The organism is Pseudomonas sp. IT-P44 (assembly GCF_949768225.1).
GTDB lineage: Bacteria > Pseudomonadota > Gammaproteobacteria > Pseudomonadales > Pseudomonadaceae > Aquipseudomonas > Aquipseudomonas migulae.
Genome location: NZ_CATKQM010000079.1, coordinates 228,510 through 242,222 on the forward strand (window position 1 = coordinate 228,510; position 13,713 = coordinate 242,222).

The 13,713-nt window shown below is 58.9% G+C and carries 12 protein-coding genes, 4 tRNA genes and 1 pseudogene; 11 read left to right on the plus strand and 6 right to left on the minus strand.

Annotated features, from left to right (window positions below):
* Positions 1-273: 273 nt before the first annotated feature.
* Both ACM6IO_RS27805 and ACM6IO_RS27810 read left to right on the plus strand, forming a co-directional pair.
* A pseudogene (locus ACM6IO_RS27805) lies at positions 274-498 on the plus strand (HAMP domain-containing protein); the annotation flags it as partial.
* Positions 496-1,359 (plus strand): methyl-accepting chemotaxis protein, encoded by an 864-nt coding sequence (locus ACM6IO_RS27810; RefSeq protein ID WP_414912612.1) that lies wholly within the window; start codon positions 496-498, stop codon positions 1,357-1,359. The pseudogene ACM6IO_RS27805 and the gene ACM6IO_RS27810, both read left to right, overlap by 3 nt.
* Before the next feature lie 898 nt (positions 1,360-2,257).
* On the opposite strand, the gene ACM6IO_RS27815 is transcribed toward ACM6IO_RS27810, so the two are convergent.
* A complete protein-coding gene (locus tag ACM6IO_RS27815) occupies positions 2,258-3,016 on the minus strand; it encodes a hypothetical protein (RefSeq protein WP_032832315.1) in 759 nt (252 codons plus the stop codon).
* 393 nt (positions 3,017-3,409) lie between these two features.
* Here ACM6IO_RS27815 and ACM6IO_RS27820 point away from each other — a divergent pair.
* The 4 genes from ACM6IO_RS27820 to ACM6IO_RS27835 all read left to right on the plus strand — a co-directional run bounded on the left by ACM6IO_RS27820 (position 3,410) and on the right by ACM6IO_RS27835 (position 3,824).
* Positions 3,410-3,485 (plus strand) — tRNA-Glu (locus tag ACM6IO_RS27820).
* 4 nt (positions 3,486-3,489) lie between these two features.
* A tRNA-Gly gene (locus tag ACM6IO_RS27825) sits at positions 3,490-3,565 on the plus strand.
* Positions 3,566-3,669: 104 nt separating this feature from the next.
* Positions 3,670-3,745: transfer RNA gene (locus ACM6IO_RS27830), tRNA-Glu, on the plus strand.
* 3 nt (positions 3,746-3,748) lie between these two features.
* A tRNA-Gly gene (locus ACM6IO_RS27835) sits at positions 3,749-3,824 on the plus strand.
* Positions 3,825-3,938: 114 nt separating this feature from the next.
* Here the strand turns inward: ACM6IO_RS27835 and ACM6IO_RS27840 are convergent.
* The 3 genes from ACM6IO_RS27840 to ACM6IO_RS27850 all read right to left on the minus strand — a co-directional run bounded on the left by ACM6IO_RS27840 (position 3,939) and on the right by ACM6IO_RS27850 (position 6,070).
* Positions 3,939-4,580 carry a LysE family translocator gene (locus tag ACM6IO_RS27840; protein WP_008032957.1) on the minus strand — a complete coding sequence of 214 codons (642 nt, stop codon included), beginning with the start codon at positions 4,578-4,580 and terminating at the stop codon, positions 3,939-3,941.
* A gap of 1 nt (position 4,581) precedes the next feature.
* A complete protein-coding gene (locus tag ACM6IO_RS27845) occupies positions 4,582-5,352 on the minus strand; it encodes a 2OG-Fe(II) oxygenase (protein WP_008032955.1) in 771 nt (256 codons plus the stop codon).
* A 91-nt stretch (positions 5,353-5,443) separates the two neighbouring features.
* Complete coding sequence (locus ACM6IO_RS27850) at positions 5,444-6,070, minus strand: alanyl-tRNA editing protein (RefSeq protein ID WP_207286710.1); 627 nt, start codon at positions 6,068-6,070, stop codon at positions 5,444-5,446.
* Between the two features lie 91 nt (positions 6,071-6,161).
* Between ACM6IO_RS27850 and ACM6IO_RS27855 the strand changes: the two genes are divergently transcribed.
* A complete protein-coding gene (locus ACM6IO_RS27855) occupies positions 6,162-7,160 on the plus strand; it encodes a LysR family transcriptional regulator (RefSeq protein ID WP_192227921.1) in 999 nt (332 codons plus the stop codon).
* A 181-nt stretch (positions 7,161-7,341) separates the two neighbouring features.
* Here the strand turns inward: ACM6IO_RS27855 and ACM6IO_RS27860 are convergent, their stop codons facing one another.
* Together ACM6IO_RS27860 and ACM6IO_RS27865 are read right to left on the minus strand one after the other, a co-directional pair.
* Positions 7,342-7,749 (minus strand): PA2817 family protein, encoded by a 408-nt coding sequence (locus ACM6IO_RS27860; protein WP_008032949.1) that lies wholly within the window; start codon positions 7,747-7,749, stop codon positions 7,342-7,344.
* A gap of 74 nt (positions 7,750-7,823) precedes the next feature.
* A complete protein-coding gene (locus tag ACM6IO_RS27865) occupies positions 7,824-10,271 on the minus strand; it encodes an acyl-CoA dehydrogenase (RefSeq protein WP_414912607.1) in 2,448 nt (815 codons plus the stop codon).
* A gap of 249 nt (positions 10,272-10,520) precedes the next feature.
* On the opposite strand from ACM6IO_RS27865, the gene ACM6IO_RS27870 reads away from it, so the two are divergent.
* The 4 genes from ACM6IO_RS27870 (at position 10,521) to ACM6IO_RS27885 (ending at position 13,689) form a co-directional block, all read left to right on the plus strand.
* Entirely contained in the window at positions 10,521-11,180 is a 660-nt protein-coding gene (locus tag ACM6IO_RS27870) for a transglutaminase-like domain-containing protein (protein WP_223416553.1), read from the plus strand.
* Between the two features lie 43 nt (positions 11,181-11,223).
* Positions 11,224-11,847: a glutathione S-transferase family protein gene (locus ACM6IO_RS27875; protein ID WP_414912608.1), complete on the plus strand. Its 624-nt coding sequence runs from the start codon at positions 11,224-11,226 to the stop codon at positions 11,845-11,847.
* Positions 11,848-11,980: 133 nt separating this feature from the next.
* Complete coding sequence (locus tag ACM6IO_RS27880) at positions 11,981-12,913, plus strand: ABC transporter ATP-binding protein (RefSeq protein ID WP_008032944.1); 933 nt, start codon at positions 11,981-11,983, stop codon at positions 12,911-12,913.
* Positions 12,910-13,689, plus strand: a complete 780-nt coding sequence (locus ACM6IO_RS27885) for an ABC transporter permease (RefSeq protein WP_414912609.1) — start codon at positions 12,910-12,912, stop codon at positions 13,687-13,689. Before ACM6IO_RS27880 ends, ACM6IO_RS27885 begins: the two co-directional genes overlap by 4 nt.
* The last annotated feature ends 24 nt before the right edge of the window (positions 13,690-13,713 follow it).

Below are 13,713 nucleotides of genomic sequence, written 5' to 3' on the forward strand. Positions count from 1 at the left end.
AGTCGCAAGGGCGATGACAGTGCCAGCCAAGGCAAGATCGAGCAGGCCGACCAGGCGCTGGCTCAGGCCGAGCAGTTGAAAACCACGGTCAAGGACGAGGGCTACCAGACGGTCCTCAATGAGGTGGTTGGGCACATTGGCGGTTTCAGCGAAAAACTTGCCGAGTACACCGGCCTGCTGGCGCAGGAAAAAACCGTCTATGAACAGCTGCATCAGCGCGCCGCGCAGGTGGTGGAGCGGGTGGATCAGGCCTATGTCGCCGAAGACCAGTCGATGCAGACCGAGCTGAAAAAGAATTCGCTGCTGATTATCGGTTCATCGGCCCTGGCCTTGCTGGTCGGGCTGATTGCGGCGTGGGTGATTACCCGATTGATTGTGGGGCCGTTGCGCAGTGTGATCCGTGTGGCTCAGCAGATTGCCGCGGGCGATTTGAGTGCGACGGTTGAAGTGACCCGCCGGGACGAGATCGGCCAACTGATGCAGGCCATGCAGCAAATGGGCGCGGGGCTCAGCAGCATTGTCAGCGGTTTGCAGGCGGGTATCGAGCAATTGGCCAGTTCCGCGCAATCGCTGTCGGCGGTGACCGAACAGACCAATCTTGAAGTCAGCAGTCAGAAAGAAGAAACCGAGCAGGTCGCAACTGCAATGAACCAGATGACCGCCACCGTGCATGATGTTGCACGTAACGCGGAAGAAGCTGCCCAGGCTGCGCAGACGGCGGACGACAAGGTTGAAAGTGGCCAGGTGGTGGTGCGCCAGAGCATGGCGCGGATCGAACAGCTGGCCGACTCGGCGTCCTCGGCCAGTTCCAGCATCGAGAGCCTGAGTGCGGAGATCCAGAATATCGGCACGGTGCTCAGCGTGATCAAGAGTGTGGCTGAGCAGACCAACTTGTTGGCGCTGAACGCGGCCATCGAGGCGGCACGGGCCGGCGAGCAGGGCAGGGGGTTTGCGGTGGTCGCCGATGAAGTGCGGGCCCTGGCGAAGCGGACCCAGCAATCGACCGAGGAGATTGAGCGTCTGGTCAGCGCTTTGCGTTCGGCGGCACAGTCGTCGGTGCATCAGATTCAGAGCAGTGGCGAATTGGTGAAACTGGCGGTCAGTGATGCGCTTCAGACCGAAAGTGCCTTGGGCAGTATTGCTGCGGCGGTGTCGTTGATTCAGCAGATGAACCAGCAGATTGCAGCGGCTGCGGAGGAGCAGAGTTCTGTGGCTGAGGAGATCAATCGCAGTGTGACCAGTATTCGTGCGAGTGCGGATCAGTCTTCGTTGGCGATGCAGGGGAATGCGGCGTCGAGTATCGAGTTGGCGCAGTTGGGGGTTGAGTTGAAGGGGATGGTCGGGCATTTCCGGCTCTGATCGGTATGGCCCTTGTAGGAGCTGGCTTGCTGGCGATGGCGGCCTGACAGCCGACCTATCTCTTGTTGGTGTACATATCCATTCTTGGTGTAACGGCCGCTCACGGTTTCGCCCTTACGGCGAGTCCCTTTTGGCAAACGCCCCAAAAGGAACCAAAAGGTCTCGCCCCGGCGTCCGGCCCCTCGCTAAGGCTCGGCGTTCCCTCGCTCCGGTCCCGCTCCGTGGGCCCGCCGCGATCGGCCATCCCTGGCCGTGCGCGGCTAACCCGGCATCCATGCCGGGTTGCCCACTGCGCAGAACCTCCACTCAGCCTCCCGAAGGGGCGGGCAGATCAAAATCAAAAGCGCAAGGCGAGCTAACGCTCGGCCTCGTGGTTTGGTTGGGGTACGCCGATACATTGTAGGAGCCGGCTTGCTGCGGGCGGCGTTCCGACGATGACGGCCTGACAACCGACCTGATTCTCACGGATGTACCACGCCCTTTGTAGGAGCCGGCTTGCCGGCGATGACGGCCTGACAACCGACCTGATTCTCACGGATGTACCGCGCCCTTGTAGGAGCCGGCTTGCTGGCGATGGCGGCCTGACTACCGACCTGATTCTCGCGGATGTACCACGCCCTTTGTAGGAACTGGCTTGCCAGCGATGACGGCCTGACAACCGACCTGATTCTCGCGGATGTACCACGCCCTTTGTAGGAGCCGGCTTGCTGCGGGCGGCGTTCCGGCGATGGCAGCCTGACAACCGACCTGATTCTCGCGGATATACCACGCCCTTTGTAGGCGCTGGCTTGCCAGCGATGACGGCCTGACAGCCGCCCAATCTTCCCCGGATGTACCCGCCGCTAAAACCCAACGCAAAAAAAAGCCACCTTGTCGGTGGCTCTTCATCTTTGCGTGATCAGTCGTAAATCACTCTCTTCTTCCAGTCCGCATCCGCCTCGACGTCTTTGAGGCCTTCGGTCAATTGGTTCACTTCGCCTTCAGCCGGCGCAGTTTTGTCCATGACTTGTGCATTCGCACGGGCCAGGAGCTTTTCCAGGTATTCGAGTTGTTCGGCGTAGACCTGAGGTTCCTGTTGTTTGCGCAGGTATTGCACACCACGTTCGAACGCCAGGCGAGCCTGGCCAGGCTGGTTTTGTTGCAGGGCGTGCTGGCCGAGGTTGTTGAAGAATTCGATGTGCAACAGAACCAGGATGTGGCGAACTTCGCGGATCCAGCGTTTGGCTTCGTTGGTTGGCAGGAAACCGTCCTGTGCCGCGCGGGTGATCTGACCGTGCAGGGCCTCGAGCAGGAAGCGTACATCCTTGGCCTTGGCTTCGGTCTGGATTGGTGCCGGCGGGTTGTTGACCGGGATCGATTCGCCCTGCGCGACAAGGGTGTTCAGTTCGCTGATCCGCACCTTGAGGTTGGCGCTGGATTTTTCCAGATTCAACAGGCGCTGGCAGACGTTCAGTTCCAGGCGAGTCAACAACAGCTTGAGAGCCGGAGTCATCAGCTGGCCAGGGAACGTTTCGGTAATTTCGCCACAGCGACGCAGGCGGTCGTTGAGCTCAACCTTGGTGCGGGCCTTTTCCAGTTTGTTGTTTTCCACCACATGGTTCATGTACCCAATGGCGATCAATAGTGCGATCCCGGCTACGACTAGCAGGGTGATCATGAGTGGTGTCACCGGTAAGACCTCTTTATGGGATTCGCGTGCGAGTGTAGTGGCTTGGCAGGGGAGCGCATAGGGCCGCTCGACGGGTTGAAACGAACAGGCTTATGCCTGTATCGACCGCAAACCTGCTTATATAAGTAATAGTGTGCTTGGTGCACATTGCCATCATCTGTTGCGTGGGTGGACTATAACGTCTTGGCGGGTGTCAGAATATAGGCGTCAAACACAGGGCGAGCAAAAAGCCGTATTCGCTGCTTAAAGCAGGGCGAAGTCATTGATTTAAATAAATTTATATCTGGGGGTTGACGACCCCTCAATCCATCCATAGAATGCGCGCCACTTACAGCGTAAAGCACACAGCGAAACGCGGTAGGGAGTGAATGTTGTACGTGTGTCCCCTTCGTCTAGTGGCCTAGGACACCGCCCTTTCACGGCGGTAACAGGGGTTCGAGTCCCCTAGGGGACGCCAATATGCGGGAATAGCTCAGTTGGTAGAGCACGACCTTGCCAAGGTCGGGGTCGCGAGTTCGAGTCTCGTTTCCCGCTCCAATTTTAAACAGCGTTGCTTTCGGGCAGGGCTGAGTGAAACCAGAACCAAGTCTTCGGATGCGGGTCTGGGCACCGAAACACACACCATGTGTTCCGGGCAGCGTGTCCCCTTCGTCTAGTGGCCTAGGACACCGCCCTTTCACGGCGGTAACAGGGGTTCGAGTCCCCTAGGGGACGCCATTTGCGGGAATAGCTCAGTTGGTAGAGCACGACCTTGCCAAGGTCGGGGTCGCGAGTTCGAGTCTCGTTTCCCGCTCCAATTTCACAAAAACGCCGCTCATTGAGCGGCGTTTTTGTTTGTGCAAAATTTATATCCAAGCCAAAAAAAAGGCCCGCCAGTCAGACTGAGCGGGCCTTTTGCGTGGGCGGGTTTTTACATCGACAGAATCAGGCGCCCGGCGAACAGGATCAGAATCACCCCCATGGTGCGTTCGAACCAATGCCCCATGCGCATGAACAGCACGCGCACCCGGCTGCTGGAGAAGAACAGGGCAACGATGACAAACCACAGTGCGTTCACGAAACACATCCAGAGGCCGTAAAGCGCCTGAATGTTCAGCGGGGTCGTGGCGCTGATGAGGGTGGTGAAGATCGCCAGGAAAAACAGCGTGGCCTTGGGATTGGTCGCGTTGGTCAGAAACCCGGTGGTGAACGCCTTCAGCAGTGTTTGTTCGACGACCGGCTCGTCGGCTTCTTTATCACCCTCCAGCGCGGATTTGGGCTTGCTGCGCAACAGGCTCACACCCAGGTACAAAATGTAGGCACCGCCGATCACCTTGGCCACAGTCAGCAGCCAGGGCGTGGTGTGCATCAGCGCGCCGACGCCAAGCAGGGTGTAAAGCACGTGCACGGAAATGCCAGCGCCAATGCCCAGCGCCGTACAGATGCCTACCCACCGACCGAAACGCACGCTCTGGCGGATGGTGACCGCAAAGTCCGGTCCGGGGGCGACCACGGCCAGAAAGTGAATTGTCGCCAGCGCCAGGAATTCGCCCAGGTAATTCGAAAACTGCATCTCAACTCCAGAAAGTAAGGGGTGAAGCATTGCCGCGATAGCCGACAAAGAAAGAAAGGCTCAGGCGCGGATCGGCCACGCCCGGTGTCACCGAGTGCATGCAGCGCGAATTGAACATGATGAAATCACCAGGTTGCGGAAGGACCTCCAGGATCGGAGTGCCGAGCAACGCCGGATCGATGCCGTAACTGTCGCCACGCATTTCGTCGAACTGGTCGGGAGAAATGTCGTGGTCCCACATCTGCAGCGCGCCGCCTTCGGTGGGCATGTTCAGGTAAACATTGCAGGCGAATTGCGCATCGAGGCTTCTGGCCTGGTAACTGTCGGGAGCGTCCTTGGCGAAGATGTCGTGGTGGGCCAGAAAGCACACGCCGGGTTTCACCACTCGGGACAAGCCGACATACATCTTGCGGCCGTAGAGGTTTTCCAGATGCGCACCTGCCGGCCAGGACTCATCGAGCATGCAGCGCAGGGTGTCGACCGGGGACGAGTAGGGCGCGCAACGGTTGCGCAGTTCCGCGATGTTGCGCGTGGCGCGTTCGAAATAGTCTTCGATCAGCAGTGGCTGGTTTTCAGCCTCATAAAACGCCATGCCGATACGACCGATGCTCGGTGCGTTGATATAGCCTTCGAAACCGGGCTCGAGAATCTTGTCGCCGATCTGAATCGCCAGCGGCGGGGCCAGGAAACTTTTGACCCGGATGGCGAGGACTTCTTCGTTGGCCAGTTTTTTTATGCACGTCTCATCGAGACGCTCGACGTCAAGCATCATGGTTCAGGTCCATCTATCGGATAGTCAACGGAACCCGCGAATGCAGGCCCCCCGGCGCCAGGCGATGCCGGAATCGGCATCGTCCAAATGCTCAGTCCACGCTGTAGTGGACTGACAGCGTTCCTTTCTTCTGCGAAACGGAAGCGATCGTGACCGTGCCCAATTCCTTCAGGCTACGTACATGGGTGCCGCCGCAGCCGTAGGCGGGCAGTTCACCGAAACCGATTTCCCGGGCGCCTTCGCGCAGCGAAGTCAGGCGCGGCAGGTCGTGGGCGATCCATTGTTCAATGCCGGACTCGATGGTCCGGGCGTCAACCTCCTGCGCGCAATCCACCGGTTTGAACTGCACGCGTCCCTCGCCCGGCCAGTGATGCGCCTTGATCGGCATCCAGCCCATGGCCTGGACGAAATGGCCGATCAGATGGCCGGCGGAATGCATCCGTGCGTTGAACTGGCGACGTTGCTCATCGATGCGAATCTGGGTCATGCCGAGAGGGACGGGGCGATCGACGAAATGGATGATCCGGTCCGGGTCCTGGACCACGCGCAGTACCTGGCTTTCGCCGATCCAGCCGGTGTCAAAGGGTTGTCCACCACCCTGAGGGTGGAAGAGTGTGGCGCGTAGCACCACAGCGAATTCGTTCTCGTGCGGCGTGCAATCGAGGACTTCCACGTTAGCCTTGAGGTCATCACTATGGAAAAAGAGGCGAAGCGTCATATTCCATGTCCTCATTAAAAATTTTGTTTTTTATTATATGAAGCGTGGAATTGGGTGATAATCCGTTCAAACATCAAAGGACTGTTGCGCTGTGAGCATAAATCTTCCTCTGCCGTTGCTCGGTGAAATGGCGATATTCGTCAAGGTTGTCGAGACCGGCAGTTTCTCCGAAGCGGCGCGTCAGCTGGGTTCTTCACCGTCGGCGGTCAGTCGCAGCATCTCGCGTCTGGAGAAGGCACTCGCCACGCGCCTGTTGCAACGCACTACGCGCAAACTGCGGCTGAGCGACGGTGGCGAGGAAGTATTCAAGCGTTGCCAGGAGATGGTCAGCGCAGCCAAGTCGGTGATGGAAATCAGCGGTCAGTTCACCCATGAAGCGGAAGGTCTGGTGCGAGTCAGCGTGCCCAAAGCCGTAGGACGATTCGTGATTCACCCGCATATGCCGGAATTTCTGCGGCGTTATCCCAAAGTGGATGTGGAACTGTTACTCGAAGACCGTCAGGTGGATTTGATCGACGACAACGTCGATCTGGCGATTCGTATCACTGATCGGCCGCCCGCCGGGCTGGTCGGGCGGCAATTGCTGACCATCGACCATTTGCTCTGCGCCACCCCGCAGTACCTGGCCGAGCACGGTACGCCGACCCATCCCCATGACTTGCTCAACCACAGTTGCATCTACCTGGGCGAGACCCCGAGTGATGCGCGCTGGAAATTCAAGAAAGGCACCAAGGCCGTCACCGTCGGTGTGCGTGGGCGTTATGCCGCCAATCACACCGGTGTGCGACTGGGCGCGGTGTTGCAGCACATCGGGATTGGCAGCCTGCCGTACTTCACCGCGCGTTATGCGCTGGAGCAGGGCTTGATTGTGCAAGTGTTGCCGGACTGGACGTTTCTGGCGTCGTACCACGGCGGGGCCTGGTTGCTGCATTCGCCGACGCGTTACATGCCGCCGAAGCTGCGGGTGTTGATCGACTATCTGGTGGAATGTCTTGGGAAGGAGCCGACGTTGAGCAAGCCGGGTAAACCCGGTGTGTTGGGAAAGGTCGCGGCGGAGTACGAATTGCCCGAAAGTGATGGGTTGCTCTGACGGGCCTCTTCGCGGGCAAGTCGGATCGCCGCACCGCTCGCTCCTACGGTTTTTGTGCAGGACCTGTAGGAGCGAGGCTTGCCCGCGAAGGCGTCCGCCCAGACACCACATCACTGCGCAATGCCACAAAAAAAGGCCCGCATGTTCAACCATGCGGGCCTTTTGCATTTCTGACCGGGGATCAGTGCTTGCTGTCGTCGTTCGACATCGCCAGCAACTGCTTTTCCTGATTCCAGTCGAACGGTTCGTCGTTCTGTTCAGCTTCGAAGCGACGTTCTTCCAGCGCCTGATACAAGTCGATTTCATCATCGGGCATGTAGTGCAGGCAGTCACCGGCGAAATACCACAACAGGTCACGCGGGACCAGATGAGCGATTTGCGGGTAACGGGTGATCACCTGGCACAGGATGTCCTGGCCCAGGTATTGGCTTTCGATCGGGTCGACCGGCAGCAACGCACGCAGTTCGTCGAAGCGCTCCAGGAACAAGGCATGGCTTTCTTCGGGAACCTGATCGGCCTCACCCACGGCGACCAGGATACTGCGCAGGTGGTCGAGCAAAACGAGATGATCGGCAACGATGTTGGACACGAGATAAGTCCTCAAGAGCAAAACGGGCGCGGGAGTATAAAGCTCCTGCGCCCTTTTTTACATCGCAAGCAGGATCAGCGGACCTTTCCTTCGGCCAGCTTCAGCTCTTCTTTGTCGAAATCATCGACATCGATCACCTTGCGCCGCGCCACTTCGGCATTGCGCAGGTTGTGCGCTTCCACCGGCTGCAACACGCCAGCCTCCAGCGCGGCGTCGATAACGTTTTCCCCGGCAACCGGTTTGACCTGACCGCTTTTGAGCGCCATGTGGAGTTTTTTCTGCACCGGCTGCACCGCGTTCAACAGGTCGCACGCGTGTTGCAGGGCACCGACGGCGTCATCGGCCGACTGCGGACGGAAGCAGCCACCGAGCAACTCTTCCAGGGTTGGATCGCCCTTGGCCCGGCCAATCACCGCGGCCACTTCTGCACCGAGCTTGTCCGACGGCCCTTTGTGACGGCGACCGAGCGGGAACACAATCACCCGCAACAGGCAGCCCAAAACCTTGTTCGGGAAGTTGGTCAGCAATTCATCCAGCGCGCGTTCCGACTGACCAAGGCTTTCTTCCATGGCCCAGGTAAACAGCGGCGCCATGTGTTCCGGTGAGTCTAGATCGTGGTAACGCTTGAGCGCGGCGGAGGCCAGGTACAGGTTGCTGAGCACATCCCCCAGGCGTGCCGACAGACGTTCGCGACGTTTCAGTTCACCGCCCAGCAACATCATGCTCAAGTCCGCGAGCAGGGCGAACGCAGCCGCCTGACGGTTGAGCGCACGGAAATACCCCTGGCTGAGCTTGTCTCCCGGTGCATGTTCGAATTGACCGAAACCAAGGTTCAGCACCAGTGTGCTGGCAGCGTTGCTCACGGCAAAACCGATGTGCTTGAGCAGCAGGCCATCGAATTCGGTGAGGGCCTGATCCTTGTCTTCACGCCCGGCGAGGGCCATTTCTTTCAGGACGAATGGATGGCAGCGAATCGCCCCCTGGCCGAAGATCATCAAGTTGCGCGAGAGAATGTTCGCGCCTTCGACGGTGATGAAGATCGGCGCGCCATTCCAGTTGCGCCCGAGGTAATTGTTCGGCCCCATGATGATCGCCTTGCCGCCATGCACATCCATGGCGTGGCTGATGCACTCGCGACCACGTTCGGTAAGGTGGTACTTGAGAATCGCCGACAGCACCGACGGTTTCTCGCCGAGGTCCACCGCGTTGGCGGTGAGCATCCGCGCCGCGTCCATCATCCAGGCGTTGCCGCCGATGCGCGCCATGGCTTCCTGAATACCTTCAAATGCCGACAACGGTACGTTGAACTGTTCACGAATCTGCGCGTATTGACCGGTCACCAGGCTGGTGAACTTCGCCGCGCCGGTGCCGACCGCAGGCAACGAAATCGAACGCCCGACCGACAGGCAGTTCATCAGCATCATCCAGCCTTTGCCCAGCATGTCCTGGCCGCCGATGAGGAAGTCCAGCGGAATGAACACGTCCTTGCCGGAGTTTGGGCCGTTCATGAAGGCTGCGCCCAATGGCAGATGACGACGGCCGATCTCGACACCGGCGGTGTCGGTCGGGACCAGCGCGAGGCTGATGCCCAGATCCACTTCATCGCCCAGCAAGTGATCCGGGTCATACGCCTTGAAGGCCAGGCCGAGGAGGGTGGCGACGGGGCCGAGGGTGATGTAGCGCTTTTCCCAGTTCAGGCGCAGGCCGAGGGTTTCCTTGCCTTCCCATTCACCTTTGCAGATGACCCCGGTGTCGGGCATCGAGCCGGCGTCGGAGCCGGCCAATGGTCCGGTCAAGGCGAAGCACGGGATGTCATCGCCACGCGCCAGTCGTGGCAGGTAATGGTTGCGTTGTTCGTCGGTGCCGTAGTGCAGCAACAATTCAGCCGGGCCGAGGGAGTTGGGGACCATTACAGTGGAGGCGAGGTCGCCGCTGCGGGTCGCCAGTTTCATGGCCACCTGGGAGTGGGCGTAGGCAGAAAAACCCTTGCCGCCGTATTCCTTGGGAATGATCAGGGCGAAGAAACCGTTTTCCTTGATGTGGGTCCAGGCTTCGGCCGGCAGGTCCATGTCCTGGCCGATCTGCCAGTCCGTGACCATCGCGCACAGCTCATCGGTCGGGCCATCGATGAAGGCTTGTTCCTCTTCGGTCAGTTGAGCTTTGGGGTAGGACAGCAGTTTGTCCCAGTCCGGACGGCCGCTGAACAGTTCGCCGTCCCACCACACCGTGCCGGCGTCGATGGCATCGCGCTCGGTTTCCGACATCGGCGGCAGGGTTTTCTGGAACCAGTTGAACAGCGGCGCGCTGAAGTATTTGCGGCGCAGGTCGGGTAGCAACAAGGGCGCCGCCACCGCTGCGATCAATACCCAGAGCACCAGCAGCAGCCAGCCAGGCGCACGACTGAAGGCCCCCATCGCCACCACATAAACGGCAACGATGCACAGGGCGGGTAGGGGGGCGATACGGCGGTGGGCTAAATACGCAATCCCGACAACCAGAACCAGTATCCACAACAGCAGCATATTTAATCCTCCGTGAAACCAGGGCAAAACCAACCTTCAGAGCTTAGACGGCATCCGCAAAACAGGGTGGTCAGAGCGAGGTGATTGAAATCGTGGGAAACCTTCGATGAGTTTTGTAGGACCGATTGGCATCGGGCCGGGCAAATCGTTCGCCGGGCGGGCGGCAAAGCGTCCATGTTTGGCCGAATCGTCGTTATCTCTGTGCTGAACCTGTCGCTAGACTCGTGGCTTCCCCAGGAGATTGTCCTCATGCACGAGTATCTGCGTCCCGGCCGCTTCATCGATAGTGACCACCCGTCGGTGGTGGAGTTCGCCGAAAAACATCGCGGCAGTAACCGCGACCCGCTCGAGCAGGCGATCAATCTCTATTACGCAGTGCGCGAGGCCGTGCGTTACAACCCTTACACGTTCAGCCGCGATCCAGAGACCTTGCGCGGCAGTTATGCGCTGGCGACCGGCGAAAGTTATTGCGTGCCCAAGGCCACGCTGCTCGCCGGTGCGGCGCGGCATTGCGGGATTCCCGCGCGGATCGGTCTGGCGGATGTGCGCAATCACTTGTCGACCCCGCGTTTGCTGGAATTGCTCAAGAGTGACGTGTTCGCCATGCATGGTTATACAGAGCTGTACCTGAACGATCGCTGGGTCAAAGCCACGCCGGCGTTCAACCAGAAACTCTGCGAAATGTTCAACGTTGCGCCGCTGGAATTCGACGGGATCAACGACAGCGTTTTCCACCCGTTCAATCGTGACGGCGAGAAATTAATGGAGTACCTGATCGATCACGGTCAGTTCACCGATGTGCCGGAGGCGTTCTTTTTCGAACACCTGGAAAAGTGCTATCCGCACTTGTTCAGCGAACAGTTGCCGCAGCTGTTGGGGGACATGCAGAGCGATTTGAGTCGCGGCTGATCCGGCGTATGCTGCCTGCGCATTCATCTATCAAGAGGCGGTCATGCTGAAGATCTGGGGTCGGAAAAATTCGTCGAATGTCAGAAAACCTTTGTGGGCCGCCGAAGAACTGGGCCTGGCCTATGAAGCCATCGATGCAGGCGGCGCCTTTGGTGTGGTCGATACGCCCGAGTATCGTGCGATGAATCCCAACGGTCGTGTTCCGGTGATTGAAGACGACGGCTTCGTGCTGTGGGAATCCAATGCCATCGTGCGTTACCTGATGGCTCGCCACGCCAACGACACCGCCTGGTATCCCTCGGACCTGAAAGCCCGCGCCACTGCCGACAAATGGATGGACTGGACCACTTCAAGTTTTGCCGGGCCATTCCGCACCGTGTTCTGGGGCGTCTTGCGCACACCGGCGGACCAGCAGGACTGGCCCGCCATCAATGCCGCAATCAAAGAGTGCAATGGCTTGCTGGCAATGGCCGATCAGGCATTGGCGGCCAAACCGTACTTGTCCGGCGATGAAATCGGCATGGGCGACATTCCCCTCGGCAGCTTCACTTATGCCTGGTTCGAGATGCCGATCGAGCGTGCGCCGCAGCCACATCTGGAAGCCTGGTACGCACGGCTGAAGCAGCGTGCGGCGTACAAGAAAGCCGTTATGACCGCGTTGACTTAATACTCACTATCGACACACTTGACTGTACTTGTGTGGCGGCGACAAGCACCATTGCGCTCATGCGCCGCGGTTGCAATGCTCGCCGCCCGCCCTTATTGATCCCTTTCTTCCCTTCTTGGTGCGTAAATCCGATATGAGTTCCGCTCTGTCCATCCGGCAGCTAACCAAAACCTACGGCAACGGTTTCCAGGCCCTGAGTGGTATCGATCTGGACGTCGCCGAAGGTGACTTTTTCGCCTTGCTCGGCCCCAACGGCGCCGGCAAATCCACGACCATCGGCATTCTCTCGACCCTGGTGAACAAAACCAGCGGCACAGTGAATATCTTCGGCAACGACCTGGACAAGAATCCTGCGCAGCTCAAGCGCTCCATCGGCGTGGTGCCCCAGGAATTCAACTTCAACCAGTTCGAAAAAACCTTCGACATCGTCGTGACCCAGGCCGGTTATTACGGCATCCCGCCGAAAATCGCCAAGGAACGCGCCGAGCAATACCTGACCCAACTCGGTTTGTGGGACAAGCGCGATGTACCGTCGCGCTCGCTGTCCGGTGGCATGAAGCGTCGCTTGATGATCGCCCGCGCGCTGGTTCACGAACCGCGTCTGCTGATCCTCGACGAACCGACGGCGGGGGTCGATATCGAGCTGCGTCGTTCGATGTGGACGTTCCTCACCGAGCTGAACCAGAAAGGCATCACCATCATCCTCACCACGCACTATCTGGAGGAGGCTGAGCAGTTGTGCCGCAACATCGGCATCATCGACCACGGCACGATCGTCGAGAACACCAGCATGAAACAGCTGCTTGGCCAGCTGCATGTGGAAACCTTCCTGCTCGACACGAAAAACATGCTGAGCGTTGCGCCGCAGTTGCTGGGTTACCCGACCCGTTTGCTCGACGGCCATACCCTTGAAGTCCAGGTCGACAAGTCCATGGGCATCACCGCGCTGTTCACTCAACTGGCGCAGCAGAACATCGAAGTGCTGAGCCTGCGTAACAAAACCAATCGCCTCGAGGAGTTGTTCGTGTCCCTGGTGGAGAAAAATCTGTCGAAGGTGGCGGTATGAGTTCCGAGCTGCAGCCCAATCTCGTCGCGCTCAATACCATCGTTTATCGCGAGGTCAAACGCTTCACCCGGATCTGGCCGCAGACGCTGCTGCCGCCTGCGATCACCATGGTTTTGTACTTCGTGATCTTCGGCAATCTTATCGGCCGGCAGATCGGTGACATGGGTGGTTTCACCTATATGGAGTACATCGTGCCGGGGCTGATCATGATGTCGGTGATCACCAACTCCTACGGCAACGTGGTGTCGAGTTTCTTCGGCAGCAAGTTCCAGCGTTCCATCGAGGAACTGATGGTGTCGCCGGTGTCGCCGCACACGATTCTGATCGGCTACACCCTGGGCGGTGTGCTGCGCGGGTTGATGGTCGGGATCATTGTGACGTTGCTGTCGCTGTTCTTTACCAAGTTGCAGGTGCATCACCTGGGCGTGACCATTCTGGTGGTGGTGCTGACGGCGACGATCTTCTCGTTGCTGGGGTTCATCAACGCGGTGTTTGCGCGCAACTTTGATGATATTTCGATTATCCCGACGTTTGTGCTGACGCCGCTGACTTATCTGGGCGGGGTGTTTTACTCGATCTCGTTGTTGCCGCCGTTTTGGCAGACGGTGTCGTTGGCGAACCCTGTTTTGCATATGGTCAATGCGTTTCGGTACGGGATTTTGGGTGTTTCGGACATCAGGATCAGTGTGGCGATTACGTTCATGCTGGTGGCGACGGTGGTGTTGTATATCGGGTGTGCGCGGTTGTTGGTGAGTGGGCGGGGGATGCGTACTTAAGCGTATATATCCGTTGTTGTGGTC

Bases quoted from the DNA above. Each gene is read 5' to 3' on its own strand.
- ACM6IO_RS27815 (WP_032832315.1), bottom strand. From the start codon at position 3,016: ATGATCACCCTGCTAGTCGTAGCCGGGATCGCACTATTGATCGCCATT.
- ACM6IO_RS27840 (WP_008032957.1), bottom strand. From the start codon at position 4,580: ATGCAGTTTTCGAATTACCTGGGCGAATTCCTGGCGCTGGCGACAATT.
- ACM6IO_RS27875 (WP_414912608.1), top strand. From the start codon at position 11,224: ATGCTGAAGATCTGGGGTCGGAAAAATTCGTCGAATGTCAGAAAACCT.
- ACM6IO_RS27885 (WP_414912609.1), top strand. From the start codon at position 12,910: ATGAGTTCCGAGCTGCAGCCCAATCTCGTCGCGCTCAATACCATCGTT.
- ACM6IO_RS27810 (WP_414912612.1), top strand. From the start codon at position 496: ATGGGCGCGGGGCTCAGCAGCATTGTCAGCGGTTTGCAGGCGGGTATC.
- ACM6IO_RS27865 (WP_414912607.1), bottom strand. From the start codon at position 10,271: ATGCTGCTGTTGTGGATACTGGTTCTGGTTGTCGGGATTGCGTATTTA.
- ACM6IO_RS27845 (WP_008032955.1), bottom strand. From the start codon at position 5,352: ATGATGCTTGACGTCGAGCGTCTCGATGAGACGTGCATAAAAAAACTG.
- ACM6IO_RS27850 (WP_207286710.1), bottom strand. From the start codon at position 6,070: ATGACGCTTCGCCTCTTTTTCCATAGTGATGACCTCAAGGCTAACGTG.
- ACM6IO_RS27880 (WP_008032944.1), top strand. From the start codon at position 11,981: ATGAGTTCCGCTCTGTCCATCCGGCAGCTAACCAAAACCTACGGCAAC.
- ACM6IO_RS27870 (WP_223416553.1), top strand. From the start codon at position 10,521: ATGCACGAGTATCTGCGTCCCGGCCGCTTCATCGATAGTGACCACCCG.